Source organism: Rhodococcus sp. WB1 (genome assembly GCF_001700945.1).
Classification (GTDB): domain Bacteria; phylum Actinomycetota; class Actinomycetes; order Mycobacteriales; family Mycobacteriaceae; genus Rhodococcus; species Rhodococcus aetherivorans.
Window position 1 is genome coordinate 772897 of record NZ_CP015529.1, and the last position, 25661, is coordinate 798557.

A 25661-nucleotide genomic window follows, 5' to 3' on the forward strand; every position below is an offset into this window, starting at 1 on the left:
CACCGGAACGGCCCTCGCACGCACGCAGGGAAAACACCTGTGGCCCCCGGGCACGGCTGGTGACAGTCGTGTGCGAGGGCTGGTGAACGGGTCAGGACGTCGGCGGACTCGTCCGGGTCACGTCGGCGGCGCGGGACGCTGCGCCGGGCCGGTAGACGGGGTGCGCGGCGCGCGGCGCCGGCCACTCCCGGGGATGTACGCCTGGGATCGGCGTGTGGATACAATCCACCTCACGGTGCATGACAGTCCCTATCTGTCGTGTGCCCAGACCCCGGTTCGGTGTTGGCGCACCGGCCGGGGTCGCCCCGTTTTCGGGGTCGGTGCAGCGATGGTGGCACGCGGCCTGCGGGTGCGTCAACCGATCCGGTACAGACGCCAGGTCGGTTGGTTGTCGCCGTCGTTGGGGATCTCCAGATCGAGGGTCGCGATGTCGGCGCCGGTCTCGAAGACGGTGGGGTAGCGGCGGTTCACCGCATCCGAGACGCCGCGACCCTCGTTCGGCACGGTGAGCAGATACCGCACGCCGTTCGCGGCCGGATCGTTGAGGATGCGGGTGAAGTCGGCGTCGGACGGGATCACGAACTGCTCGGGCCGGTCGGTCGCGGTGAGCACCGCGAACCCGTACACGGTGTCCATCACCACCGAACCCGGGGGCAGGTCGAGCGCGTCGAGATGGTCCGCGATGCGACGTTCCGTGCCGAACGACGCGATGATGCGGTTCTCCTGGTCCCGCAGCTGCGACGTGTCGTCCGGATCGGGGAACAGCACGGTGCGCAGCGCGTGCTGCTCCTGCGACAGCGTCGCGTTGCCCATCGCGACGAACGTGACCGGCACCGACACCGCGAGCGCGAGCGCCCCGACCGGCGCGAGGGTGCCGCGGTCCTGCGGCCGCACCGTCGCATGCGCGCCGAGCCGGCGCGCCCGCAGCTGCCCGCCACGGGGCGCGAGCTGCACCACCCACATCGCCGCCAGCGGCACCGCGACGAGGTAGAACCGCAGGAACGGGAACGTCATGCCGCGGAAGTACGACAGGGCGGCGAACGCGAGCACCGCCCCCAGCACGACGAACGGCACGGCGGGCTCGAGGTCCCGGCGGCGCCACGCCAGCACCGCGACGACGGGTGCGAGCAGCGGCAGCGCCGGCCCGAGCACCAGGATCTCGGCGACGGAGAACGCCAGCGCCCCCAGGCCCCCGGTGGAGCCGCCGCCGCTCTGCTCGAGGATCGCCGCGTTGCCGTACGACGACGAGAACTGCTGCAGCGCTTCGCCGGTGATGAGCCAGCTCGTCGCCGCCCACACGAGGAACGCCAACGCCACCGGGGCGGCGACGAGGATCGCGTCGAGCAGCGCCGCCCGCCACACGCGGGTGCGCCACCACGTCACCGCGACGACGAGCACGGTGACGGCCGCGCCGACGGCGAGCGCGTCGTAGCGCGCCAGATACGCCAGCCCGACGGCGATCCCGGCGACGGCGAGGTCGTGCACGTCGTCGGTGCTGATCCACCGCACCAGCCGGCGCGTCGCCCAGCACAGCAGCATCAGGAACGGCGCCTCGCTCATGCCGTTGGCGCCGTAGTACACGATCATCGGATTGAGCGCGAACAGCGCCGTCACCGTCCACACCAGCCACGGCGACGCGCCGCGATCGCGGGCGAACAGGTGGACCTGGGTGACGGCCCCGGCCATGAACGGCGCCGACATCACCACGGCCGTGAGGCCCCACCGGGTCAGCGCCGGCCACCAGTCCGACAGCGCCACGAGCGGCAACTGCATCAGCGCGGTCAGGGGCGTGAACACGAACCCGATGGCTGCCAGGTGCGGGTCGCGGCTGTGCAGGGTGCTGCGCGCGGCCGCGACGCGGCTGAGCGAATCACCTTGGAAATAGGCCACATCCAGCGACAGGTACAGCCCCACCGCCGCATAGAGCAGGCAGGACAGCCAGAACACCCGGGCCGAGTCGCCCCTCATGACGACAGCCCGTGGAAGGTCTTCTCCCAGTAGGAGGGATTGCGGATCAGCTGATAGGTGCCCTTGATCGCGGCGACCGACATCATCAGCCAGTACACCGGCACCGTCAGGCACGCGAGCCACAGCGCCGAGTTGCCGGTCTCCCGGCACGCGACCAGGTTCATGTACAGCACGGCGGAGTTACCGAACACCAGCGAGATCAGCGCGGGGAAGTACACGTACCAGGGGAAGATCTCCTCGATCAGGAACGGCTGCCCGAGCAGCCACGCGATGGTGATCAACCAGAACACCATGTTCAGGCACGCGATGATCGGCGTCCCGGCGAGCAGGGTCGTGAACCGGAGCATCCCGACCGTACCGATGCCCCGCCACAGTTGTACGGGTCGTCGCACGTGCACGAGCCATGTCTGCAGGTATCCCTTGTACCAGCGGGAACGCTGCCGGATCCAGTTGATCGGATCGCTGTTCGCCTCCTCCAGCGTCGTCGAGTCCAATACGGCCGTACGGTAGCCCGACTCGGCGATGCGCACCCCGAGGTCGGCGTCCTCGGTGACGTTGTACGGATCCCACGCGCCGATCTCGTCGAACACGGCGCGCCGGATGTGGTTCGACGTACCGCCCAGCGGGATGGGCGAATTCGAGCGCATCAGGCCGGGCAGCACGAAGTTGAACCACAGCGCGTAGTCGGCGGTGAACCAGCCGGTGAGCATGTTCTGGGTGCCGTTGTGGAAGGCCAGCTTCGCCTGCACGCACGCGACGTCGTCGCCGAGCCGGTCGAACGCGACCGCCACGCGCCGCAACTGCAGCGGCTCCGGCAGGTCCTCGGCGTCGAAGATGGTGACGATGTCGCCGGTCGCGAAGTGCAGCCCGTAGTTGCAGGCCTTCGGCTTGGTCCGCGGGTCCGCCGCCGGCACCAGCAGGATCTCCACGCTCTCGCCGAGCCCGGCCTCCTCGGCCGCGGCGATGGTGACGGCGTCGTCCTCCTCGAGCAGCAACAGCACCTGCAGCTTCTCGGCCGGATAGTCCAGCGCGGCCATCGCCGCGATCAGATCACCCACCACCTCCGGCTCGTTGTAGGCCGGGACCAGCACCGTGTACGTCGGCAGCGCGTGCCCGGGCACGGCCCGCGCCACGTCGTCGTCGACGGTGAGGATCGCGTCGCGCGCCAGGCCGCGGGAGAACAGCAGCAGCCGGTCCGCGAGCGTCGCGATGTACCCGGCCGTGCACACCGCCATCAGCACGGTCAGCGTCGGCGTCGTCGCGAACACCAGCGCCACGATCGCCGCGGCGACCAGGCCGAGGGTCAGCCACTTCTGCCACGGCACGAACGCCACCGACGCCGACGACAGCGGCCGCTTCTCCCGCAGTCCGTACACCGCGTCGTGCAGCGCGGCGGCCTTGAACTCCTCGTCGACTAGATTCCGCGCCACTGCGCCTCCACCAGATCACGGCCCAGCTCGGTGAGCATGTCCAAGTCCTTGTACTCGGGATCGGAATCCTCCACCGACGCCCGCCCGCGCAGGAACACCGACAGCAGATTCCGGCCGTTCGACGCCATGTTCGGCGTCGGCTGCGGGAACGGCGCATCGAGTTCGTGGTTGTCGACGGTCAGCAGGCTCACCCGCTGCGCGAGGGCGTCGCCGCGCGTCCAGATGAAGTTCATCAGGCTCCAGGTGAGCAGCAACTCGTCGTCGACGACGGTGAAGAAGTCGGCCTGCACGCCGTGGCCGAGGTCCACCCGGATCTTCGGGCTCACCCGCGCCCGCCCGAGATCGTAGGAGGTCTGCACCGGATACACCTCGAACACCCCCACCCGCCGCACCTGCAGGGTCTGCACGGCGACGGTGCGCGGCCGCGACAGCCGATCCCAGTCGGCGCGCGGCTCGACGGCCCGGATCATCTGCCGGCGCAGCTGCGCGGTGGAGCCGAAATACCTTCGTGGCCAGTCGTAGTCGATGGAGTCGATCTGGTACCAACCGGTGGGGACCACCTGCGTGACGGTGCCGCTCGGCGGTGGGCCCACCGACACCGGCGTGAGCTGCTGATCCGGCAGCGGCAGCACGGCGAGCACCAGCGCGGCCGGGGCGACGAGGAACAGCGCCGAGCGCGTCGCCTCCCGCGGCGACACCGGGTTCGGGGGCAGCGTGCGCGGCGCGAGGCCGCGATACCGGTACAGGTAGAACGCGCCGCCGACGACGAGCGCCGCCGTGCCCGACGGCACGATCTGCGCGACGGCGACCCGCGCGTCCGGGTAGCGGGTGGTCACCGCGAACAGCAGCGCCAGGCCGAGCAGCATCGTCGCGGAGAAGCCGATCAGCGCGCGGCGCCGGGTGCGGCCGACCGCGACGGCGATCGCGATCGCGCCCAGCAGCACCATCAGGAACCCGGCGGCGAACTTGGTGCCGCCGAGCTGCACGAGCACCGCCCGGTAGAACAACGGCGACGTGCCCAGCAGCAGCAGCCACACCGGCCAGTACCGGGAGGCGACGCGCAGGCCGAACAGCAGCACGCACGCGCCGATCACGAACGTCCACGCCGACAGCACGTCGAGGTGCATCATCTGGTAGTTCGGCCCGTACCGCGGCAGCAGCAGCCACTTGACCGCGAGCGCGATCAGCAGGACGGCGCCGCCGACGATCCGGTCGGTCTGCCGGTCGTGGATCGGCAACTCGCCGCGGCGGCGCCGGGTGACGCCCTCGGCGGCGAGCACCGCGAACGGCGGCACGAGCAGGACGTAGCCGCCGCCCGTGCCGCGGGAGATCTCCGTGAGCAGTTGCTCCCACGTCGACCAGTACCCGAGCACGGTGGCGGCGACGATCACCGTCCACCGTGCGCTGGTGTGCGCGAACAGTGCGGCGCGCTCGGCGGTCGTGACGGTGCTCATGGCGACATCCGATCAGAGCGGGCGCGGCCGGCCGCGACGCCATCGCAAGGCCGTGACGCCCGCGGCGACGAGCCCCACGGCCAGCAGGGCGAGGCCACCGGCGAGCACCCAGCCCGTCGTCCGGCCCAGCGACTCCTGGGTGCCGGGCTCGGCGGCCGGGTCGGTGAGCGCGAGTTCGACCGGGTCGCGGTCGGCGGTGGTGAACAGCACGTCGCCGTCGAGTTCGGCCCAGCGTTGCGGGGTCGCGGCGAGCCAGCCGAGGGTGCGGTCGAGTTCGGCGGGCACCTCGGTGGCGGCGGCGACGAGGACCGTGCGGTCGCCGTCGCGCGCCACCTGCAGCGACGCGAACTCGATGTCGGTGGGGAAGGTGACGGTGGTGGCGTTCCCGGTGGCCGGGTCGAGGAGGTCGAGGGTGCGGCCCTGTGTCCCGGCGAGCGGCAGTTCCAGGGTGTCGGGGACGCGGCCGTCGGCGGCGACGACGATGGCGGGGGTGCCGCCGGTGGCGGCCTCGTCGACGCTCACCCAGTCGGGATCGAGCGGCACCGAGGTCAGGCTCTGCAGCCCGGCCACGAGCGCGACGGCCCGGGCGGTGTCGGCGATCCCGGCCTCGGTGGCGGCGACGTTCACCTTCGGCAGCAGCGCCTGCGGCAGCGACCGGAAGCCCCCGGGCAGCGGCGGGTCGGCGGGCTCGGTGGTGACGCGGCTGCCGGCGTCGACGGTCAGCGTCATCGGCTGCTGCAGGCCGCACTGGTGGGTGCCGCCGGTGGCGCGCAGGGACACCGCCACGTCGGTGGTCCGTCCGAGAACGTTGTCCGGCACCGTGATCCACCGATCGAGACGGCCGGACGCGTCGGCGGGCCACGAGTCGACGACGGTGTCGCCGACTGTCACCGACACCAGGCCGCCCTCGGTCGTGGGCAGCGGGGTGTAGGAGCCCTGCAGGTTGATCCGCAGATTGTGGGACGGCCGTCCCAGACGGGTCTGGTCGATGCCGAGCGGCACCTCCACCACGCCGACGCCGGTGTCGGTGAGGGCGCCGAGGCCCAGTTCGGCGAGCGTCGTCGCGTCGGGGGACAGCCGCGGCGGCCGGCCCAGCGTGCCGGCCGTCGCCGCCGAGGCCACCGCGACCGACGAGATGTCGCTCGTGATGAGGCGGGCCTGGTTGCGCAGGGCGTCGGCGTCGCCGGTGACCGCGAGCGCCGGACCGCCGCCGGGCACCTGGACCAGGGTGGCGGCACCGTCGCCGTCGGTCTCGACGATCGCGATCTGCCGGGTGAACGGCCCGGCCGGGGCGGGCGGCACCGCGTCGTCGCCGGGCAGGGTCTGCACTGTCACCCGCAGCGGCCGGCCCGTGTACTGGGCGGTGACGGCCGCGGTGAGATCGAGGGCCGTGGCCGACTCGGCGGGCGTGGGATCGGCGGGCAGCGCCAGCTCCAGCGACTCGAGGATCGGCGGCAGGAAGTCGGCGACCACGGCCGGCGGGGTCGCCGCCCCGGTGTAGCGGACGCGTCCGTCGCGCAGCACCACCGAGCGATCCGTCCAGTCCTCGGGGCAGATCCCGTCGAACGGGAGCAGGTGAAGGGTCAGGGTGACGGTGACGGCGCGGTCCGCGATCGGCGCCGCATCCAGGGGCAGCGAGACCGGCACGAGGGTTCCGGCGGCGGGCAGGTCGATGCGGGCGAGCAGTAGCTCCTGCGACTGGACGTCGATCCAGCCGCGGGCGACGTTGGCGGGCATCTGCACCGTCGTGTCGAGCGCGGCGGGCCGCAGCCCGTCCGGCACCGGGACGGTGAGGGTCGCGGTGTCGCTGTGGCCGCGGAAGGCAACCGTGTTGCCGAATCCCAGCGTCTGCGTGCCGAAGACGACGTCGCCGGGCGGCGCGACGGGGTCCTGCGCGGCGGCAGGGCCAGCGGCGAGCACGGTCAGCGCGGCCAGGGCGGGAACGAGGATGGCGTGTCCGGCACGGCGAATTGTCTGGGTCGGCACATCGGGGACTTTACGGTTGTTCGGTACGAAATGTGGGACAAGTGCGACACGGCCGCGATAGCGTGGACGCAATATCGCTCACAGTCCTCCGCGCGTTACCCATCGGCGACCAAGTTCGTACACACTGTGGGTATGTGGTGGTGGGTTGCGGCGGTTCTGGGCGCCTGGCTGCTCGTCTCGGTGGCGGTCGGTCTGGTCCTGGGCAAGGTGCTGCGCGTGGCCGACATGGAGGAATCCCTCGTCGAGATCCAGCGCGCCGAGCGCGAGAGCGAACGTCACACCAACAAGCCCTGACATCGCTTTACATGCTTTTGACCAGCGCTTTAGTGTTTGTACTCGCGAGTAACGATCTTGAGGACTAGTGTTCCTGTGTCGCCTTCCTGTCCCCCCTGCGAAGGCGACGCTCGCAGGCCGGTAACCCCCCATCGCCGGCCCGCGCTGAGGCCCCGCCGTTTCGCCACCACGATCGGCGGGGCCTCACCCCTTTCGGGCGGCGTGCCGACCGATACGCTCGGGCGGTGACCGAGCCGCGCACCGCACCCCGCATCACCATCACCTACTGCACGCAGTGCAACTGGCTGCTGCGCGCCGGCTGGATGGCGCAGGAGCTGCTCAACACCTTCGGCACGGATCTGGGCGAGGTCGCGCTCATCCCCGGCACCGGCGGCATCTTCGTCGTTACGGCCGGTGATCGGGTGGTGTGGGACCGCAAGACCGACGGTGGGTTTCCCGACATCGTCACGCTCAAGCAGCGGGTGCGGGACGTCGTGGATCCCGAGCGGGATCTGGGGCACGGGGACGCCGCGCGCCGGGCGCAGGAATAGGATTTCTACGGCCGTATCCGGCGCCGGTACCGGCAGAACTACCCGGCCAGTTTCCAGTCGTGCTCGTGTTATCGGGCTTCGTCCGCATGCGGTGCTCTGTATCGATACCCACTCGTTGCGGCTGTGCAACATCGGTCCACCGATTTCGGAGCACACTCGGGCCATGCCTGTCGGTCGGAAGTGGTGCGAGGTCGAGAACGAGTTCTTTCCGGCCGAGGAGTTCCAAGGCGACGTGCATATGCACTGCCAGGGGCGGGCGTGGGGAATTCCGGACAGCTACGTGATGCCGTCGAAGTCGCCCGAGGACGCGGATTGAGATCCGCGGTCGCACTGGTGAGAATGTGGAGCCCTGCCGCGAGGCGCTCGCAGGAACTCGAGAGACTCCGGCTGGAGGCGGAGCGTGCGGAGGAGGCGGAGCGCAGCGCCGCGCTCGACAAGGCGACGACCGACTTTCAGATGGCCGGCTGGGCTGCCGAGTACGAACTGCGGAAGCTGTTCCAGGAGAACCTGTACGACGCATCCAAGGGCGGTTTCGAGCGAAGTAGAGACAGTGCGAAGTTCGTGCAGACCGCCGCCGCTGCCATCGGAACCATCTATATCGGCGTGTTGGGTGTGGCGTTTTCGGTGACCGATAATTCGCTACCCCTGCGCGGGGTCTTTGCCCCGCTCTTTCTGGGTATGGCCGTCGCCTTTTCCGGGTTCTATCTGGCCTTCCTCATGCCTGCGAGTCGCTCGACGCTGCGCCCTCCGACGGGCACCCTGCACAATCACCAGATGCAGCGGTTGATCTTCTTCATGGAGTGGGTCAATCGAGCGACGGGGCAGCGGCGGTACTTCATTCAAGCGAGTGTGCTCAGCCTGGCGGTGGGACTCGTCTTCATCGTCGCACCCTTCGTCAGCAGTCCGCGCCCTCCCGAAGTTCCTGCCATGCCCACCCCACCGGCCGTGCCGGCCGCGACAGACCCGGATCTGCAGCCCCGAGCGGTCGAACTGTTCCTCATCCAAGTGGACGAATTTCGGCGGGCGGTTCTCGAGAGAAACAAGGCGATTGCGGAATCCGCGCAACAGAGTGTCGAATTCGAGGAGCGGGAAGGTCGTTTGAATGCGTGGTCTGCTGTCCTGGCCGGGGTGGGCCTGATCGTCGTTCTCGTGGTCCCGGTCTTCTTCTCGCGGGAGCGAGCACCTACGCCGTGACGTGGAGGGCCGAGCACCGCGGGTGGGGCCGCACCGTGGACTATCCGGTATCGGTCCCGTGGATCAGTACACCGTGCCGGCTGGCTTCCTGCGTTCCGCAGCGGCGCCGGTGGACCAAGCCGGGCACGGATAGGAGCCCGGCGAGCGCACGGCGGGTACCGATCTCTCGAGCAGCGCTATTTCGCAGACGTAATGTTTTGGCGATTTGCCCGATTCAATGGACCGTCAGGTCCTTCCTCTTCGAATCGAGGTCTTCGTGAAGCGTCTTCTCGCCGGCATCCTGGGCTGTGCCGCGATCACGGTCGCCGTGCCGGCCACCGCAAGTGCGGACACCGGAAGTACCGATCTGCTTCCTTACGTTCTTCCCGCCGCGCTGTGTGCCCTCACGTCCGGGTCCAGCCAGTGCGCGCTCGTTCCGCTTCCCACGTCGGGCGCGGTGATTGGCGCTGCCGAGTCGACGCGCCTCACCGTGGCCGAGTAGGGACCGGGAGCTGCGGCAGCTTCGTGCACAATCCCGGCGCGCGCAGCCGCTGCTGCCGAGCTCAGACTCCGACCGAGGTCCGGACGATCGTTTCGGGCTTGGTCGGCTCGGCCGGCGCTTCGGCGGCGCGCGTCGGGCGGGACCGTTCCTCCCGGAGCCGGACAGCATCACCGGCCACAACTGCGATCAGCACCGACAGCGCTGCCCACAGGACCACCAGGCGCACGACGATGTCCATCCGTCGAACCCTGAACGATGCCGACCGAGTCCATCGTTTCGTCCGCGGCGACGGACGTGGACTGGAATAGTCCGCTGAAACGACACCGAGAGTGCAGATTGGAGGCGCGGCGTGTAGGCGCGGGCGGCGCCGCTCGAAACAGACCGACCAACTCGCATGTGAGGCCGCCTCGGGTTACGGTGTTTCGGAACATTCCGACCGGGGGGTCGAAGTGGACGCCGCGACTTCTCGCGGAATCGCCGTACTCGAGGGAGCTTTGATGCAATCCGTTCTGAAGAAGACCGCTGTGGCCGTTGTCGGGGTGGGAGCGCTGGCGCTGTGCGCGCCGGGGACCGCGTCCGCGGCAGGTAACCCGTCCGTGGGGGCGTCGGGCACGCCCGGCTCGATCACCGTCGATTTCGACTTCGCCGGGGTGGATGTCGCCGGCGGTGTCACCTGCGTGACCTACGTGTCGACCAAGCAGAGCGGGCTCGACGCCGCCGATCCGTCGGGCCGCGCCGATGCACAGGCGCCCGGCTCGAAGTTCTCCGTCGAGAACACCAGCACCTCCGCCATCACCTTCGTCCAGGACGGCCAGCCCGTCTCCCAGGGCCCGCAGCCCATCGCGGCCGGCACCTACTACGTGTACTGGGGTTGCCAGGACGCCGCCGGCACCCAGTGGGACAACGTCGGCCTGAAGTCCGGCGCGCCGTTCCAGAACCCGATCGTCGTGAACGTCGCCGGCGACGGCGCCGCTCCCGCACCCGCGGCCCCGGCCGCGCAGTCCGCCCCGACCAAGTCGGAGGGGACCGTTCCGCAGGCGGACGCCGCGCCCGAGACCGACGACGTCATCGACACCCCCGAAGAGCTGATCGGTCTCGTGATCGATCTCTTCGGCGATCAGCTGCCGGACCTCTCGCAGAGCTGACCTTCGGCACGCGCAGGCGGCATCCTCCACGGGATGCCGCCACCGCGTGGTTCCCGGGAGTGGCAGTTGCATTCGCGCACGGTCGCGCCGGGCGCGCGCGTTCGATAGGGGAGGGACATGGGCGGAGGAGCCGCGACCGATGCGGTGGTCCTGGTGGGAGGCAAGGGAACGCGTCTGCGGCCCCTGACGCTGTCGGCGCCCAAGCCGATGCTGCCCACGGCGGGACTGCCCTTTCTGACGCATCTGCTCGCGCGGATCAGGAGCGCGGGCATCACCCACGTGGTGCTCGGTACGTCGTTCAAGGCCGAGGTATTCGAGGAGTACTTCGGTAGCGGCGAGAGCATGGGGCTGGAGATCGAGTACGTCACCGAGACCGAGCCGCTCGGCACCGGCGGCGGCATCCGCAACGTGCTGCCCCACCTGCGCTCCGACAACGTCATGGTGTTCAACGGCGACGTTCTCGGCGGCAGCGACCTGCGCGAGATCCTGCACACGCACGAGGTCAACCACGCCGACGTGACGCTGCACCTGGTGCGCGTCGCCGATCCACGCGCCTTCGGATGCGTGCCCACCGACGCGGACGGACGGGTCACGGCGTTCCTGGAGAAGACACAGGATCCGCCGACCGATCAGATCAACGCCGGCTGCTACGTCTTCCGTCGCGAGTGGATCGAGAAGATCCCGGCCGGACGTCCCGTCTCGGTGGAGCGGGAGGTATTCCCGGCGCTGCTCGTCGACGGCGCCCGCGTGTTCGGCCACGTCGACGCCGCGTATTGGCGTGACATGGGGACGCCGGACGACTTCGTCAAGGGCTCGGCCGACCTGGTCCGGGGAATTGCGCCGTCGCCGGCGCTCGACGGTGAGCGCGGCGAGGCCCGCATACACCCGACAGCCCGCGTCGCCCCCGGGGCGATGCTGATCGGCGGAACCGTGGTCGGCCGCGACGTCGTGGTCGGTGGCGGAGCCCGGCTCGACGGAGTCGCGGTGTTCGACGGCGCACGCATCGACGCGGGAGCGGTGGTGGAGCGCTCGATCGTGGGATTCGGTGCCCGGATCGGGCCGCGTGCTCTGGTTCGTGACGCCGTGATCGGCGACGGCGCCGAGGTCGGAGCCCGCTGTGAACTGCTACGCGGCGCGCGGGTGTGGCCGGGAGTCGTCCTGCCGGACGGCGGGGTCCGGTTCTCCACCGACGTGTAGAGACATGTAGGACAAGCTGATCCGGTTCCGGGGAGGAGCTCGATGTATCCGCTTCGCGGGGCCGTTCGCAACTATTCGTGGGGTTCGCACACCGCGCTGGCCGAGCTGACCGGCCGGCCTGCGCCCACCGAGGAACCCGAAGCCGAATTGTGGCTCGGTGCCCATCCGGCGGCCCCGGCCGTGGTGGACGAAGACGGCACCACCGTGTCGCTGCTCGATCTCATTGCTCGCGATCCCGAAGGCCAGCTCGGATCGGAATGTGCCCGAGAATTCGACGGCCGGCTGCCGTTCCTGTTGAAAGTCCTCGCGGCCGAGCAGCCGCTCTCGTTGCAGGCGCATCCGAGCCGGGCGCAGGCTCGGGAGGGGTTCGCGCGGGAGAACGACGCCGGAATTCCACTGGGCGCACCGCACCGCAACTATCGGGACGACAACCACAAGCCCGAGATGGTCGTGGCGCTGAGCCGTTTCGAGGCGCTGGCCGGCTTTCGGGCCCCGACCGAGACGGTCGAGTTCCTTCGTGACCTGAGCGTCCCCGAACTGACTCCCTACGCGTCGGAGTTGGGCGACCACCTCGACGCGACGGGGCTGCGCGCCCTGTTCACCGCGTGGATGACGCTGCCGACCAAGTCTCTCGTCGCGTTGACGGACGCCGTTCTGGCCGGGTGCGAGCGCTACCTGGCGGCGCGGGCCGGCTCGGACGACGAGTTCACCGTTGCCGCACGCACCGCCCTCGACCTAGGCCGGGCCTACGCCGAGGACCCGGGCGTCATCGCGTCGCTCCTGCTCAACCGGGTGAGCATGGAACCGGGCGACGCATTGTTCCTGCCGGCGGGCAACCTCCACGCATACCTGCGGGGCACAGCCGTGGAGATCATGGCGAACTCGGACAACGTGCTCCGCGGCGGGCTCACGTCCAAGCACGTGGACGTGCCGGAACTGCTGCGCGTGCTCGACTTCGGATCGGTGGACGTGCCATGGGTACGTGCACGCATCGACAGGGACGAATGCCTGTACGCACCGCCGGTGCGCGAGTTCGAGTTGGTGCGCGCCGAATTGGATCTATCGGGTACTTCGAGACCGACCTCTGCTGCATTCGGTGGCCCGGCGTCACGGATCCTGCTCTGCGTGGAGGGATCAGCTCAGCTGCGGTGTAGCGATCAGATACTGAACCTCGAGCGGGGGGAAGCGGCGTGGGTTCCGGGCTCGGACCCCGAACTCGTTGTACAGGCCAGGAGTCCTCACGCGACGGTGTTCGCGGCAACACTGCCAGTTCCGTCGGAGTCGACCTGAGTGGGCCGACAGCGCCAAATCTTCACACATTGTTGGTTCAGTACTCAGCGTGCATCGGTGTGCTGAACACGCCCGCTGAGTACCTCTGGGAGAATGCGTTGCACAGTCTTCGGCACGGGATACCTGGGCGCCACTCACGCCGCATGTATGGCAGAACTGGGGCATGACGTCCTGGGCGTCGACATCGACCCCGGGAAGATCGCGAAGCTGGAGGCAGGGGAGGTGCCCTTCTTCGAGCCCGGCCTTTCCGAGGTATTGCGACGAAACCTCGAATGCGGACGGCTTCGTTTCACCACGTCCTACGCCGAGGCGGCAGACTTTGCGGACATCCACTTCATCGGTGTCGGCACCCCACAGAAGAGCGGCGAATTCGCCGCGGATCTGTCCCAGTTGCATGCGGTCGTCGACGCGCTCGCCCCGCTCCTGACCCGTCCGACGCTGATCGTCGGGAAGTCGACGGTGCCGGTCGGAACAGCCGAGCAACTGGCAGAGCGTGCCAGGAGCGCCGCACCGGCCGGCGACGACGTCGAGGTGGCGTGGAACCCCGAGTTCCTTCGCGAGGGGTACGCGGTACAGGACACTCTCGCCCCGGATCGGCTGGTCGTCGGGGTCGACCCTAGTCGCGGCGGGCGAGCCGAAGCGACACTGCGTGACTTCTACGCGTGCCAGATCGCGGAGGGCGTGCCCTTCCTGGTCACGAACATTGCCACGGCCGAACTCGTGAAGGCTGCTGCGAACGCATTCTTGGCAACAAAGATCTCGTTCATCAACGCCGTCGCACAGGTCTGCGAAGCGAGTGGCGCAGATGTGGTCGAGCTGGCCGATGCGCTCGGCTACGACGCCCGGATCGGGCGGCGATTCCTCAATGCCGGCCTCGGATTCGGAGGTGGGTGCTTGCCGAAGGATATCCGGGCGTTCATGGCGCGGGCCGGCGAGCTTGGTGCCAACAACGTTCTGCACCTGCTCCGGGAGGTGGACGGCATCAACATGGGGCGCCGCACCACGATGGTCGAGATGACGAAAGAAGCCTGCGGCGGATCGCTCCTGGGCGCCCGGATCGCAGTCTTGGGCGCGGCCTTCAAGCCCGACTCCGATGACGTTCGGGACTCCCCAGCTCTCAACGTGGCGGGACAGCTCCAATTGCAGGGAGCAGCGGTGACGGTCTTCGATCCGAAAGCAATGGAGAACTCTCGACGGCTGTTCCCCACCCTCACCTACGCGGCGGACATCCCCGAGGCATGCCGAGGTGCCGACGCTGTACTGGTACTCACCGAGTGGCAAGACTTCAAAGAACTGGATCCGGAGGAGATCAGCGCAGCAGTTCGGGCGCGCACCGTTCTGGACGGGCGCAACTGCCTCGACGCGCAGCGCTGGCGTTCCCACGGCTGGCGCTACCGCGGCATGGGCCGATGACGGAGTAACCAGGTCCGCCGGCGGCCGGGTCCTACTGCAGGGCGCCGGTCGCAGCGTCCGGATCGATCTGCTTGAGCCGGTCCGTCAGCCAGGATCGCAGCATCGGGCCGTACTCCGGGCTCGCCAGGGCCGAGTCGACGCACGCTCGCAGGTAACCGCCGGGATTGCCGAGGTCGTGCCGCGAGCCGCGGTGGACGACGACGTGTACGGGGTGGCCCTCGTCGATCAGCAGCGAGATGGCATCGGTGAGCTGCAGTTCCCCGCCCACGCCGGGCTTTACACGGCGCAGCGCATCGAAGATCGCGCGGTCGAGCAGGTAACGGCCGGCTGCGGCGAGGGTGGACGGCGCGTCCTCGAGCTTCGGTTTCTCGACCATGCCGAGCACCTTCATCACATCCGGGTTCGCGACGCCGGGCACCTCCTGGACCTCGAAGACGCCGTACGAACTGACCTGGGCTTTCGGCACGTCGATGGCGCACAGGACGGTGCCGCCGCGCTTGGCGCGCACACGGGCCATCACCTCGAGGACGCCGCAGGGCTGGACGAGATCGTCGGGAAGGAGGACCGCAATCGCGTCCTCGTCGTCGTCGAGGGCCTGCTCAGCGCAACCAACCGCATGTCCGAGACCGAGCGGCTCGGCTTGAACGACGGATTCGACGTCGAGCAATCTCGGTGCCTTGCGCACCTTTTCGAGCAGGTGATGCTTGCCCTTCGCCGCCAGGTGATTCTCGAGGACCAGGTCCTCGACGAAGTGCGCGACAACGCCGGCCTTGCCCGGCGCGGTGACGATGACCAGGCGGCCCGCACCTGACTCGGCAGCCTCCGAGGCGACCAGTTCGATGCCGGGGGTGTCCACGACGGGCAGGAGTTCCTTGGGCACCGTCTTGGTTGCGGGGAGAAACCGCGTGCCCATACCCGCAGCCGGCACCACCGCCGTCTTGTACACGCTCGGGTTCTCGGCGATCAATTCGCCCATGGCGACACCTCGTCTCTCGATTGGGGCAAATCGGATACTCATCGGTAGGACGTACCCGCGCCATCAGGAATGTCGGTCGGAATAGGTACGCGCCGAACTGTCGCGGTGTGGGAGAGTTTCCGCAGGAATGCGCGATTGTGCAGAGTTTAGACTCATCGATCGAGATTCGCGACATTCGTCGTCGCTTGTATGCGACGGCGGAGCTGTGGACGAGAACGCCCCCGAACGTTCATCGAAGGTTCCTCCACGTCAAGTCATGTCGTTGGCATCGGACGTCCTGCACGGTTCCGGTCTGCACCGGCATGCCGGTGAATATGCATAGGAACCGCTGTCCCGGGATCCGAAAACTTGCGCGGCAATTACCGGTTCTGTATCAACGTATGCCGCCTACTGTCTGCACGTTCGAACAAACTGGTCGTGCGTCCAACTGTCCACATTTCCGGGCGAGGCATCGGTTGGTATGTGATGTTTCACACCGTAACGCTGAAGCGCCCACATTCGAACAGCTGGAACGCTTCTGGCTGGAACATACCGCTTGACCTGCTACTTGCTGAGAAGTTACTGAGAAGTAGCGAAACTTCGCTGGTCAAGGGGCGTGATTGCAAGTCCCAGTCGTGTACCCGTCGAGATGCAAGTCGTTGCCGAATGCCCCAAGATGTTCCTTACCGAGGGCAAGCGCAGGTTTGAGATGTGTGCGGTACGGGGAGGTATTCGCATACCGTCGAAGGCATACGCATGTTCCGCCTGAGGTGATCGCATCGATATGGGCACCACGCCCGTATCGGGCTCGGGGAGGGAACAGAATGAAAGCAGCAGTGGGTCAGTCGGACCGGGCGCAAGCCACGGTCAACTCCGCACGGGATGCGCCGGCACGGCATGAGCCCTATCTAGTCGGACACCGCTCCGGCAACACCCGACGGTCGTGGCAGAGCGCATACGTCACGCGTCTGTTCTGGACCGACAACATCATGGTCGTGCTGGCCGTCGTCCTTGCGCACGTCGTGCGCTTCGGAGAAGCGGATTTACTCGCGGCCACATCGTTCAGCGAAGAGAACTACGCCGTCGTGTCGGTCTGCCTCGCAGTTGCATGGATCGGGACGCTCGTACTCTTCCGCACACGGTCACGCCGCGTCATCGGCAGTGGCTACGAAGAGTATCAACGCGTGATTACCGGAACGTTAAGGCTTTTCGGCGCTATTGCAATCATCTCACTCGTCTTCAAGCTCGACTTGGCGCGCGGCTACCTCGCAATCGCTCTGCCGACCGGGCTCATCCTGCTGATCTTCAGCCGATGGATGTGGCGCCGCGTCGTGGCACAGAAGCGAAGCCGTGGTGAGTTCCAGACGTCCGTTCTCGTGGTCGGCGGTGAGCACGCGGTACGCCTCATGACGAGGACCTTCCAGCGCGAGGCTTCCGACGGCTACCGGGTCGTCGGCGTCTGCGTTCCGCGGTATGCCGGCGTTCGGGGTGAGTGCATCGAGGTGGACGGAAGCCAGATCGCCATCTACGGTGACGAGCGATCTGTTGTGGACGCCCTGGCCGAGTCGGGCGCGGACACGGTGGTCGTGACGGCAACCGAAACCCTTGGGCACGAAGGCATCCGTGACTTGGTCTGGGAACTCGAACCGTACGAGGCGGATCTCGTCGTCGCCACCGGCGTTGTCGACGTATCGGGACCGCGCATGGAGATGCGGCCCGTTGCCGGCCTGCCGCTCATCCACGTGGAGAAGCCCAGCTACCACGGCGCCAAGCGCAGCGGAAAGCGCGCATTCGATCTGCTGTTCTCCCTCGCAGCTCTCCTGCTCCTGGCCCCCGTGTTCGTTCTCGTGGCCATCGCCATCAAGATCGACAGCAAGGGCTCGGTGTTCTATCGCTCCGAACGCATAGGCCTCGACGGCGAGCCGTTCGGCATGATCAAGTTCCGGTCAATGGTGACCGACGCAGACAAGCAGGTGGCCACACTCCTGGATCGAAATGAGGGTGCTGGGCTCCTATTCAAGATGCGCGAAGACCCGCGAATTACCCGTGTCGGCAGAATTATTCGTCGTTATAGCATCGACGAACTTCCGCAGTTCATCAACGTTGTTCGTCGCGAGATGAGCGTCGTCGGGCCACGCCCGCCACTGCGTCGCGAGGTCGAGAACTACGACGGGCGAGTAAAGAGGCGTCTGCTGGTCCGTCCCGGTGTCACGGGACTGTGGCAGGTGTCGGGTCGTTCGGATCTGTCGTGGGATGAGTCGGTCCGGCTCGATCTGTCGTATGTGGAGAACTGGTCGATGGTTACGGATGTGCTGATCATCGGCAAGACCATCAAGGCCGTCGTCGCGAGCGATGGCGCGTACTGACTCCGAAGTCCTTCTCCAGAGAAAGTTGGAGTGTTCTCCATGAGCTGTCGCATTGCTGTATTCGGCACCGGGTACTTGGGGGCGACACACGCTGCCTGTATGGCAGAGCTCGGGCATGAGGTTCTGGGTGTCGACGTCGACGCCTCAAAACTTGCCAAGCTCGAATCAGGCGAAGTGCCCTTCTATGAACCGGGTTTAGAGGAGGTCCTCAAACAGAATATCGAGGACGGCCGCTTGCGGTTCACCGCTTCGTACGAGGAGGCCGCGGCCTTCGCCGACGTCCACTTCATTGGCGTGGGGACGCCGCAGAAGCGAGGCGAGTACGCGGCCGACCTTACCTACGTCGATGCTGTCGTCGAGACGCTGGCACCGCTCCTAGATCGAGCGAGCGTCATTTTCGGCAAGTCGACAGTTCCGGTCGGGACAGCCGAACGCCTTGGGCACCGGGCCCGACAGCTTGCGCCGGCCGGTGTGGAGATCGACGTAGCTTGGAATCCGGAGTTCTTGCGCGAGGGCTACGCCGTCCGCGACACTCTCCACCCGGACCGGCTCGTCCTGGGCGTAGACCGCGATCGACCCGGTCGAGCTGAAGAGGTGGCGCGAGAGGTGTACGCGCGCCTGCTGAGTGTGAATACCCCGTTCCTCGTGACCGACCTGGCAACAGCAGAGCTGGTCAAGGCCGCGGCGAATGCCTTCTTGGCAACAAAGATCTCGTTCATCAACGCGATGGCTGAGGTCTGCGAGACTGCCGGTGCGGACGTCTCTGTGCTTGCCGACGCCATCGGTTACGACGCGCGGATCGGACGCCGCTTCCTGAATGCCGGAATCGGATTCGGGGGCGGCTGTCTGCCCAAGGACATTCGTGCCTTCATGGCGCGAGCGGGCGAGATCGGCGCTGACGAAGCGCTGACGTTCTTGCGCGAGGTGGACAACATCAACATGCGGCGGCGCACTCGAATGGTCGAGCTGGCCCGTGAAGCCGTCGGAGGCTCCCTGCTGGGCACGAGCGTTGCCGTGCTCGGTGCTGCATTTAAACCAGACTCGGACGATGTCCGTGATTCCCCTGCACTCAGCATCGCGGGCCAGATCCAACTGCAGGGGGCCTCGGTCAACGTGTACGACCCAAAGGCGATGGACAACTCGCGCGCTGTCTTCCCGACACTCAACTACGCGACGTCCGCGATCGAGGCGTGTGTGAACGCCGACCTTGTGCTCGTACTCACGGAGTGGAAGGAATTCGTCGCACTCGATCCGCAAGCTCTACGGACGGCGGTCCGCCGGCCCAGCATCATCGACGGACGGAACTGCCTCGAAGCGCAGACCTGGCGAGACGCAGGATGGACCTTCCGTGCACTCGGTCGAGTGTGATCAGCGGTGTGTGACGGATGACGGGGGTGTGAGGATATGAACCGCGGTGTGATAGTACACGAATGGATCGAACGCACCGGAGGCGCGGAGAATGTGGTGAAAGCCTTCGCGGAGCTAATGCCCTCGGCGCCGGTCATCTGCTTGTGGGATGATGCACCGGGACGTTTCGGCGCCACGCGAATCCGCGAGAGCGCACTTGCCCGGACCCCGCTGCGCCGGAGCAAAGCACTGTCGCTGCCGATAATGCCGGCGATCTGGCGTACGAGGCGTTGCTCCGACGTCGAGTGGGCATTGGTGAGCAGTCATCTCTTTGCGCACCACGTGCGGTTCGCCAATGCACCGAGCATTGATCGCTTTGTGTACGTCCATACGCCCGCCCGCTACCTGTGGGTGCCGGAGTTGGACGAACGGGGTTCCTCAATGCCCGTGCGTGCTGTCGCGCCGCTGTTCCGTTCGCTCGACCGAGCGCGCGCCCGGGAGGGCGCCGATCTTGCAGCGAACAGTCGGTTCGTTGCCGAGCGGATTCGGCAGTGTTGGCAGGTCGACGCGCGGGTGATCTATCCTCCCGTGGATGTCGCGCGGATCCGATCCGTGGCGGATTGGGCCGACGAACTGGTTCCAAGCGATAGGGCGAAGCTGGATGCCTTGCCGCTCGACTTCGTACTCGCAGCGTCGAGACTTGTTCGGTACAAGAACATCGAGGCGGCGATCGACGCGGGTAGGCTGACGGACACCCCGGTCGTCGTTGCCGGGGACGGGCCTGACCGGCGACGTCTGGAAGCGATGGCTGAAACATCCACTGTTCCAGTTTATTTCCTCGGTCGAGTCAGTGACGAATTACTGTACGCGTTGTATCAACGTTGTGCGGTCTATGTGTTCACGGCAGTCGAGGATTTCGGAATCATGCCTGTCGAGGCGATGGCGGCCGGAGCACGAGTGGTAGGGAATCGAATTGGCGGGGTGTCCGAGACTGTGATCGATGGGACGACCGGCGCCTTGTGCAATCCCGACGACGCCACGGAGTTGCGTGAGGCGACTGTTGTTGCCGCGTCCTGTGATCCGCAGGCCAGTGTCGAGCAGGCGATGCGATTCGATACCCACAGATTCAAGGGCAGCATCGCTGAATGGATCGGACCCGAACGGCTCCCCGACAGTGCGGCGTACACGTCCAGCCTAGGTGGTAGATCTTGATTCCTGACGTGACCGTGCTCTCCACAGCGGACTTTCACAGTTCGGTGTGGACGAACAAGCAGTACATCGCTGTCGGCCTGGCCGAACACACAAACGTCTCGTATATCGAGTCGATGGGATTGCGTGCGCCGACCGCATCCAAAGCGGACGTTGCGCGGCTCGCGTCGCGGGTCGGGAGGGGTCTGCGGCGCTCCGATGGAGAGATCTCCGTTTCGAACGTGCGGATCATCTCGCCGAAAGTGATCCCGTACCACGGCGTCGGTGTTGTGCGAGCGATCAACAGGCGACTCGTCGGTGCTACGCTCGCGCGTCAGCTGGATCCGGCCCCGGGCTCTGTCCTGTGGACCTTCTCGCCCCTGACCTACGGCCTCGAGGACCTCCACTCGACGGTGGTGTACCACTCGGTGGACCTGTTGCACACGCTTCCTGGAGTACCACGAGAAGCGTTGCTCGCCGCAGAGGAGCAACTGCTTGCGCGAGCAGACCACGTGATCGCGAGCAGCGTGGGTGTTGCGAATCATCTCACGGGGCTGGGTAGCCGTCCTGCGATCTGGGAGAACGTCGCTGACGTGGAGAAGTTCTCGTCAGCCGCGTCGTGTGATCGTGACGAACATGTCGTGTTCGCCGGGAACCTCACACCCACCAAAGTCAATTTCCAGCTCGTGGAGGACATTGTCCAGCGCGGAATCAAAGTGAGGTTGGCCGGGCCGGTGAGCATCGACGGCGTGTCAGACGAAAGCCGCTTGCAGAAATTGTTGTCCCATCCGAACGTCGAATATCTGGGAAAGCTCTCGCTCGACCGACTTGCCGCTGTCTGCGGTCGAGCTAAGGTCGGAATCATCCCGTACCACATGAACGAGTATACGAGCGGCGTATTCCCATTGAAAGTGTACGAGTACATGGCGGCAGGAATGGCCGTAGTCTGCACGCCGATTGAGAGTGTCGTCGCCGCTGACCCCGAAGGGGTAGTTATCGCTGAAAGCGAAAACTTCGCGACTGAGGTGGCAGACGTACTCCGGAACTGGACGGTCGAGAAGTCCGCGATGTCATCGAGGTTCGCGCATGGTCACTCGTGGTCGAGGAGAATCGAGCAAGCTCGTGCACTCCTCGCCGGCGACGGGACATCCTGATGAGCATCCTGGATCGTGTCGAACGCGCGCGAGTGGTCGTCTCATCCCCGGAACCCTTAGAGGCACCGGGCCCCACCCGGGCAACCGGCGGAGGCTTCAGCATCTTGCTGCCGTTCGGGGGTGTGCTCTTCTTGTGGTACACCCTTGTCCAGGACCTGAATGTAGCCAGCGTTGTTGGCTTGGTTAATGCGTTCATCTGCCTGCGTCAGATAGCGCGGGGCATCCGAAGTCGCGACAGCGGGCCGATCACCTTGACATTCTGGTCGTTCTCGCTGATGTGGCTGTGCGTGGCCCCACTCGCGCAGCTCGATGCGCGCCAGCTGCCATGGCCCGACTCGCTCATGGACGAGTTCTATGTGGAGGCTCAGCTGCTCACCACGGTCGCGTTGCTCTCGTTCGCGGCGGGCAAGTTCATAGCTCGCCGAAGGGCGGCTTCGGTGGCGTGCGATCGAGGTGGGGCTGAGCCGAAGGTGGAAGCCGGAAGAGGAAAGTCCGGATACGGTCGAATGTGGATACCGTTCGCCATCGGTCTCATTCTGGCGCTGCCGGTGCTTGCTGTCACGGGCGGTGTGGCAGGCCGATTCGCGACCCGAGACGATGTCGGAAGCGCGTTCGCGGAGAGCGGTATCTCCGCTGCGAACGGCGACACCATCCAACTCTTCCTGCTCAACAGACTTCCAGCAGCAGCCGCGTTGGTCGCCGCGTATGCGGCGTCGCACTACTTCTTCCAGTACGCGCGTCAAACCGGCCGTGATAGGGGTGGGCCGCTGATCATCCTGGTGTTGGGGATTTCCCTCGTTGTCCTGCTGGCCAACCCGTTCTCGAGCTCTCGCTACATCGCCTTCGGCGCCATCGCGGCGATCCTGCTGGCAGCTGTGCGCATCGACAGCGCAAAGCGGCGCTTAATTTTCACGTTCCTGTGCGTCGTAGGTCTGTTGTTCGTGTATCCCCTCGCGACCTGGTTCAAGCGAGAATCGGTCCAGTCGAGCCCGTTTCGCGGGTTCCCGGACACGTTCTTCACTGTTGACTACGACGGTTACCAGCAATTAGTCAACTCGATCTACTTCGTAAACGAGAATGGATACACTTTCGGGAAGTACGTCCTTTCCGCGGGCCTCTTCTTCGTTCCACGCGCGATCTGGGAGGGTAAAGCGAACCCAGCGAGCATCGACGTGGCCCACTCGCGTGGATACTCCTTCCAGAATTTGTCGCTACCTATCTGGTCGGAGTTCTACATCGATTTTGGGATAATCGGCGTCATAGCCGGCCTGATCGCCTTCGGTTTCATTTCCGGAAGGCTTGATCTGGCGTATTACCTGCGTCCCTTGTCGACGTCCGCACACATGTGTGTCCTAGTTGCTGTTTGCATGTTCGGTTTCCTGCGCGGACCGCTCGGTGCGCAGGTCATTTTCATGGGATCGGTCGCCACGATCGGGTACATGGTGTACCGAACGCCCGATCGCGCTGCGGCAAGGAGGAACAGGGTGGCGGAGCGATGAGTGACGAGCCGGTGCGCGTTAATGTCTGCATCAGAAAAATCGCATTTGGTGACGGTGTAGGGGGTATGGAACGCGCCGCCGTTCGTCACATCGAGGGCATGCTTGCAACGGGACTCACCGTGCGGCTCTACACCGCGGCGGAAACCTTGCAGGGAATCGTCCCGCCGGGTGTGGAAGTCGTCGATGTGCCCTGGCCCTTCGGTCTCTCCACTGGAGGCGGACCGACTTTCGGACTTGCATACTGGCTCTGGGTCCAGCGATTGCGAGACTCGATCGCACTGTCGGATCGGTACCGAGAGATCTTGCATCTGCACGGCGCGGCTGCGGGTGTCCTCGACGGGTCCGGGCGATTTGCAGCTGCCCGTACTGTCGTCAATCCCCATGGGCTGGAGGCATTCGGGAGCTTCTCCTTGAAGCGGGTACCCAACCGGGTGTTTCTCCGACGGCTCGCACGAAAAGGGCGGTTCGCCGACAGGATCATCGCCACCGATGAACTTCTTGCGCCGGTTATTTCGCGGCACGTCGGCTGCAGCGCCTCCCGCATCGAATGTATCGTGAACGCAGTAGACCTCACGCCGCTGTCGACCGTCAATCCGATGCAGGAGCCCGATCGGAAAGACATCAAGATCGTGACGGTGGGCAGGCTCGTCAGAAACAAGGGATACGATCTTCTTCTGGACGCGTTGAAGAACCCTGCAGTTCGTGCGGCCCTGCCGGCGAGGTGGGAATGGGTCCATTTCGGGGACGGGGCAATGGCCGATGAGTTGGTCGCGAAGGCGCGGGTCGAACCGGTCGTGACGCTGAGCATCCTGCGAGGCCGCTCGGACGATGAAGTTCGGAGCACCCTTGCAGACGCTGACTTCTTTGTCCAGCCATCGCGATTCGAAGGGAGCAGCCTCACCACGCTCGAGGCAATGGCGCACGGCAGGGTGATCGTCGCCTGCGCCGTCGGAGGAATTCCCAACAAGATCTCTGAAGGGGTGACGGGCTACTTGGCTTCGACGCCCACAAGCTCGGAAATCTCCAATGCCCTCGTTCGTGCGATTCGGAAACCGACGACGGGTGCCGCAGCTGCGAGGCTGGTTCGGGAGAAGTACGGCGCAAATACGGAAAAGGAGCGCTACCTCGCGCTGTATCGAACCATCTTCCTCGACAGGGAGTCCGAGCGGACATACTCATGACGCGATCGATTGAGCGCTGATGTTGCGCGGCGCACTCAGCTTGTTCGCCGGCGGGCTCATGGGAAAGCTCCTCGGCGTCTTTCGTGAGGGGCTCCTAGCGTACCTGTACGGGACCTCGGAGGTTGCGGCAGCCAATCGAATGGCCCAAACGGCGGTCTTGTCCCCCCTCAACCTCGTCACGACCGATGCCTTGAGCGGGGCGTTCCTGCCTCACGAGGCGCGTCTGCAGAAGGACGATCTCGCGCAAGCGCTCGCGTTGTACCGAATCGTACGCGGCGGACTGACCTGTCTCGGAATGGTGTTCGCCGCCGCATCAATCCTGCTGGGCCAGCAATTCATCAAATTCCTTGCGCCGGGGCTCGACGCGAGCTTTGTCGATCTAACGGTGTCGATGGTCGTCGCGATGGCAGTCGGTGCGCCCTTCTACCTCTATTACAACATCGCCGGCTACTTCGCGATGGCGAACGCCGACTATCGGATCAGCAGCGTGAGGGCGACGGGGCAGAGTGTCGGGCTTGTCATCGGCATCGTGGCCGGGTATCTCTGCGGACGCCCCGCCCTACTTGCATGGGGCTTCACCGTGGCGTACGTACTAATGGCGACCTGGGCGGTGGCCCGGATTCGGAGTCGTGGTTACATTTCGTCGGACTACGCCACCGGATCGCTGTTCACGCGGGAAACCCTCTCAACCGCCAAGCCCTTCCTGAAGAGCGCATCGGTACTGATCTGGATGCCGCTTTTTTCGCAGAGCGTCATCATCACTGAGAAGATCGAAGCGTCTGGTCTAGGAGTGGATGCCGTTGCCGCTGTCGACTACGCACGCATCATCGCGGACACGGGAATTCTCCTTCTGGCTATGCCGATCGGTCTCGCGAGTCTTCCGACATTCGCAGTCCTGGCGGAGGAGGAGTTTCGGGCACGGCTCTCAGCATTGACAAGGCCATTGCTTGCCCTGGCCGTCCTGTGCGGTTCGTTGCTGTACCTGCTTGCCCGGCCGATAGTGCAAATATTGTTCGGCCGTGGCCAGTTCGGAGAATCGTCGATCGTTATCACGAGTTCGATCGTGCGTGGACTGAGTTTGGGCATTGGGGCACTCCTCCTCAGCTACGTACTGACGAAGGCGCTCAACGCGCGTGGGGCAAACATCCAGGCGATCTTATCGGTGGGGATTGCCGCCGTGGTCACGATCGCGGTGCGGCCGTTGTCGGTCGACGCCTACGGCGCAGCTGGTCTCGGAAAAGCAATCTCGATCGGAGCTGTCTTCGGGGCGCTAACCGCAGCGCTGCTCGCGGGAATAATTCTGCCATTACTGCGGGGTCTGCTGGTCCTTTCTCCCACGCTGGCAGCAATCTTCGCCGCATCTGCAATGTATCCCGACGACAATGCCGGCGCCATGGTCGCCAGTATCTGCGTCGCGGCAGTGTGGTGGGCGAATGTGCTACTGAATCGGGAGTTGAGGGAAGCGGTCATGGCGATCGCTTGCACAGGTAAGCGTCGGCGCGCAATTAAGCACCGATACGTGGGTCGGCACCGGAAGTCCGAAGTTCCTACGCACGCGGGGGAACAGAATTCGAGAGGTTCACTATGAC

General features: G+C 66.0%; 22 protein-coding genes. 16 read left to right on the forward strand and 6 right to left on the reverse strand.

What is annotated here, in order from left to right; translation table 11 throughout:
* Positions 1-354 precede the first annotated feature (354 nt).
* From A4U64_RS03630 to A4U64_RS03645, 4 genes are read right to left on the reverse strand one after another with little or no spacing between them, the layout of a single operon-like run.
* The gene (locus A4U64_RS03630; protein WP_232334164.1) at positions 355-1968 is read right to left on the reverse strand and encodes an ArnT family glycosyltransferase; all 1614 of its coding nucleotides are present in this window, start codon (positions 1966-1968) and stop codon (positions 355-357) included.
* Positions 1965-3398: a glycosyltransferase gene (locus tag A4U64_RS03635; RefSeq protein WP_029545632.1), complete on the reverse strand. Its 1434-nt coding sequence runs from the start codon at positions 3396-3398 to the stop codon at positions 1965-1967. Before A4U64_RS03635 ends, A4U64_RS03630 begins: the two co-directional genes overlap by 4 nt.
* Entirely contained in the window at positions 3383-4852 is a 1470-nt protein-coding gene (locus A4U64_RS03640; protein ID WP_006934367.1) for an archaeosortase/exosortase family protein, read from the reverse strand. The genes A4U64_RS03635 and A4U64_RS03640 overlap by 16 nt, the downstream gene beginning before the upstream one ends.
* Before the next feature lie 12 nt (positions 4853-4864).
* Positions 4865-6838, reverse strand: a complete 1974-nt coding sequence (locus A4U64_RS03645; RefSeq protein WP_050035775.1) for a hypothetical protein — start codon at positions 6836-6838, stop codon at positions 4865-4867.
* Between the two features lie 132 nt (positions 6839-6970).
* Between A4U64_RS03645 and A4U64_RS28455 the strand changes: the two genes are divergently transcribed.
* The 5 genes from A4U64_RS28455 (at position 6971) to A4U64_RS03660 (ending at position 9337) form a co-directional block, all read left to right on the forward strand.
* On the forward strand, positions 6971-7132 hold the full coding sequence (locus A4U64_RS28455) for a hypothetical protein (RefSeq protein WP_006934360.1): 162 nt from the start codon (positions 6971-6973) through the stop codon (positions 7130-7132).
* Positions 7133-7356: 224 nt separating this feature from the next.
* Positions 7357-7662 carry a SelT/SelW/SelH family protein gene (locus tag A4U64_RS03650; RefSeq protein WP_043797019.1) on the forward strand — a complete coding sequence of 102 codons (306 nt, stop codon included), beginning with the start codon at positions 7357-7359 and terminating at the stop codon, positions 7660-7662.
* A 163-nt stretch (positions 7663-7825) separates the two neighbouring features.
* Positions 7826-7978 carry a hypothetical protein gene (locus A4U64_RS28160; protein ID WP_157127564.1) on the forward strand — a complete coding sequence of 51 codons (153 nt, stop codon included), beginning with the start codon at positions 7826-7828 and terminating at the stop codon, positions 7976-7978.
* Positions 7979-8001: 23 nt separating this feature from the next.
* Positions 8002-8856: a hypothetical protein gene (locus A4U64_RS03655; protein ID WP_050035774.1), complete on the forward strand. Its 855-nt coding sequence runs from the start codon at positions 8002-8004 to the stop codon at positions 8854-8856.
* A 256-nt stretch (positions 8857-9112) separates the two neighbouring features.
* The gene (locus tag A4U64_RS03660; RefSeq protein WP_144415044.1) at positions 9113-9337 is read left to right on the forward strand and encodes a hypothetical protein; all 225 of its coding nucleotides are present in this window, start codon (positions 9113-9115) and stop codon (positions 9335-9337) included.
* 61 nt (positions 9338-9398) lie between these two features.
* Here the strand turns inward: A4U64_RS03660 and A4U64_RS28165 are convergent, their stop codons facing one another.
* Positions 9399-9575 (reverse strand): hypothetical protein, encoded by a 177-nt coding sequence (locus A4U64_RS28165; protein WP_157127565.1) that lies wholly within the window; start codon positions 9573-9575, stop codon positions 9399-9401.
* 259 nt (positions 9576-9834) lie between these two features.
* On the opposite strand from A4U64_RS28165, the gene A4U64_RS03665 reads away from it, so the two are divergent.
* The 4 genes from A4U64_RS03665 to A4U64_RS03680 all read left to right on the forward strand — a co-directional run bounded on the left by A4U64_RS03665 (position 9835) and on the right by A4U64_RS03680 (position 14382).
* Positions 9835-10482: a hypothetical protein gene (locus tag A4U64_RS03665; protein WP_043797025.1), complete on the forward strand. Its 648-nt coding sequence runs from the start codon at positions 9835-9837 to the stop codon at positions 10480-10482.
* A 117-nt stretch (positions 10483-10599) separates the two neighbouring features.
* Positions 10600-11679: a sugar phosphate nucleotidyltransferase gene (locus A4U64_RS03670; protein ID WP_050035771.1), complete on the forward strand. Its 1080-nt coding sequence runs from the start codon at positions 10600-10602 to the stop codon at positions 11677-11679.
* 42 nt (positions 11680-11721) lie between these two features.
* Positions 11722-12969: a mannose-6-phosphate isomerase, class I gene (gene manA / locus A4U64_RS03675; RefSeq protein WP_050035770.1), complete on the forward strand. Its 1248-nt coding sequence runs from the start codon at positions 11722-11724 to the stop codon at positions 12967-12969.
* A gap of 93 nt (positions 12970-13062) precedes the next feature.
* Entirely contained in the window at positions 13063-14382 is a 1320-nt protein-coding gene (locus tag A4U64_RS03680) for a UDP-glucose dehydrogenase family protein (RefSeq protein WP_043797029.1), read from the forward strand.
* 31 nt (positions 14383-14413) lie between these two features.
* Here the strand turns inward: A4U64_RS03680 and A4U64_RS03685 are convergent, their stop codons facing one another.
* A complete protein-coding gene (locus A4U64_RS03685; RefSeq protein ID WP_050035767.1) occupies positions 14414-15358 on the reverse strand; it encodes a UTP--glucose-1-phosphate uridylyltransferase in 945 nt (314 codons plus the stop codon).
* Between the two features lie 803 nt (positions 15359-16161).
* Here A4U64_RS03685 and A4U64_RS03690 point away from each other — a divergent pair.
* Genes A4U64_RS03690 through A4U64_RS03720 form a run of 7 tightly spaced genes read left to right on the forward strand, consistent with a single transcriptional unit; the run spans position 16162 to position 25660 of the window.
* Positions 16162-17703, forward strand: a complete 1542-nt coding sequence (locus tag A4U64_RS03690; protein WP_231772548.1) for a sugar transferase — start codon at positions 16162-16164, stop codon at positions 17701-17703.
* A 39-nt stretch (positions 17704-17742) separates the two neighbouring features.
* Positions 17743-19071, forward strand: coding sequence for a UDP-glucose dehydrogenase family protein (locus A4U64_RS03695; protein ID WP_050036421.1), 1329 nt, complete (start codon positions 17743-17745; stop codon positions 19069-19071).
* A gap of 36 nt (positions 19072-19107) precedes the next feature.
* Entirely contained in the window at positions 19108-20262 is a 1155-nt protein-coding gene (locus A4U64_RS03700) for a glycosyltransferase (protein WP_050035766.1), read from the forward strand.
* The gene (locus A4U64_RS03705) at positions 20259-21392 is read left to right on the forward strand and encodes a glycosyltransferase (protein WP_144415043.1); all 1134 of its coding nucleotides are present in this window, start codon (positions 20259-20261) and stop codon (positions 21390-21392) included. The genes A4U64_RS03700 and A4U64_RS03705 overlap by 4 nt, the downstream gene beginning before the upstream one ends.
* Positions 21392-22891, forward strand: a complete 1500-nt coding sequence (locus tag A4U64_RS03710) for an O-antigen polymerase (protein WP_157127566.1) — start codon at positions 21392-21394, stop codon at positions 22889-22891. Before A4U64_RS03705 ends, A4U64_RS03710 begins: the two co-directional genes overlap by 1 nt.
* Positions 22888-24072: a glycosyltransferase family 4 protein gene (locus A4U64_RS27610; RefSeq protein WP_082120276.1), complete on the forward strand. Its 1185-nt coding sequence runs from the start codon at positions 22888-22890 to the stop codon at positions 24070-24072. Before A4U64_RS03710 ends, A4U64_RS27610 begins: the two co-directional genes overlap by 4 nt.
* Positions 24073-24091: 19 nt before the next feature.
* Positions 24092-25660: a lipid II flippase MurJ gene (locus tag A4U64_RS03720; protein ID WP_065922195.1), complete on the forward strand. Its 1569-nt coding sequence runs from the start codon at positions 24092-24094 to the stop codon at positions 25658-25660.
* The last annotated feature ends 1 nt before the right edge of the window (position 25661 follow it).

Coding starts and splice junctions, on each gene's coding strand:
- A4U64_RS03680 (WP_043797029.1), top strand. CDS start 13,063: ATGCGTTGCACAGTCTTCGGCACGGGATACCTGGGCGCCACTCACGCC.
- A4U64_RS03665 (WP_043797025.1), top strand. CDS start 9,835: ATGCAATCCGTTCTGAAGAAGACCGCTGTGGCCGTTGTCGGGGTGGGA.
- manA (WP_050035770.1), top strand. CDS start 11,722: ATGTATCCGCTTCGCGGGGCCGTTCGCAACTATTCGTGGGGTTCGCAC.
- A4U64_RS27610 (WP_082120276.1), top strand. CDS start 22,888: ATGAGTGACGAGCCGGTGCGCGTTAATGTCTGCATCAGAAAAATCGCA.
- A4U64_RS03720 (WP_065922195.1), top strand. CDS start 24,092: ATGTTGCGCGGCGCACTCAGCTTGTTCGCCGGCGGGCTCATGGGAAAG.
- A4U64_RS03640 (WP_006934367.1), bottom strand. CDS start 4,852: ATGAGCACCGTCACGACCGCCGAGCGCGCCGCACTGTTCGCGCACACC.
- A4U64_RS03695 (WP_050036421.1), top strand. CDS start 17,743: ATGAGCTGTCGCATTGCTGTATTCGGCACCGGGTACTTGGGGGCGACA.
- A4U64_RS28455 (WP_006934360.1), top strand. CDS start 6,971: ATGTGGTGGTGGGTTGCGGCGGTTCTGGGCGCCTGGCTGCTCGTCTCG.
- A4U64_RS03670 (WP_050035771.1), top strand. CDS start 10,600: ATGGGCGGAGGAGCCGCGACCGATGCGGTGGTCCTGGTGGGAGGCAAG.
- A4U64_RS03710 (WP_157127566.1), top strand. CDS start 21,392: ATGAGCATCCTGGATCGTGTCGAACGCGCGCGAGTGGTCGTCTCATCC.
- A4U64_RS03655 (WP_050035774.1), top strand. CDS start 8,002: ATGTGGAGCCCTGCCGCGAGGCGCTCGCAGGAACTCGAGAGACTCCGG.
- A4U64_RS28165 (WP_157127565.1), bottom strand. CDS start 9,575: ATGGACATCGTCGTGCGCCTGGTGGTCCTGTGGGCAGCGCTGTCGGTG.
- A4U64_RS03700 (WP_050035766.1), top strand. CDS start 19,108: ATGAACCGCGGTGTGATAGTACACGAATGGATCGAACGCACCGGAGGC.
- A4U64_RS03630 (WP_232334164.1), bottom strand. CDS start 1,968: ATGAGGGGCGACTCGGCCCGGGTGTTCTGGCTGTCCTGCCTGCTCTAT.
- A4U64_RS03685 (WP_050035767.1), bottom strand. CDS start 15,358: ATGGGCGAATTGATCGCCGAGAACCCGAGCGTGTACAAGACGGCGGTG.
- A4U64_RS28160 (WP_157127564.1), top strand. CDS start 7,826: ATGCCTGTCGGTCGGAAGTGGTGCGAGGTCGAGAACGAGTTCTTTCCG.
- A4U64_RS03690 (WP_231772548.1), top strand. CDS start 16,162: ATGAAAGCAGCAGTGGGTCAGTCGGACCGGGCGCAAGCCACGGTCAAC.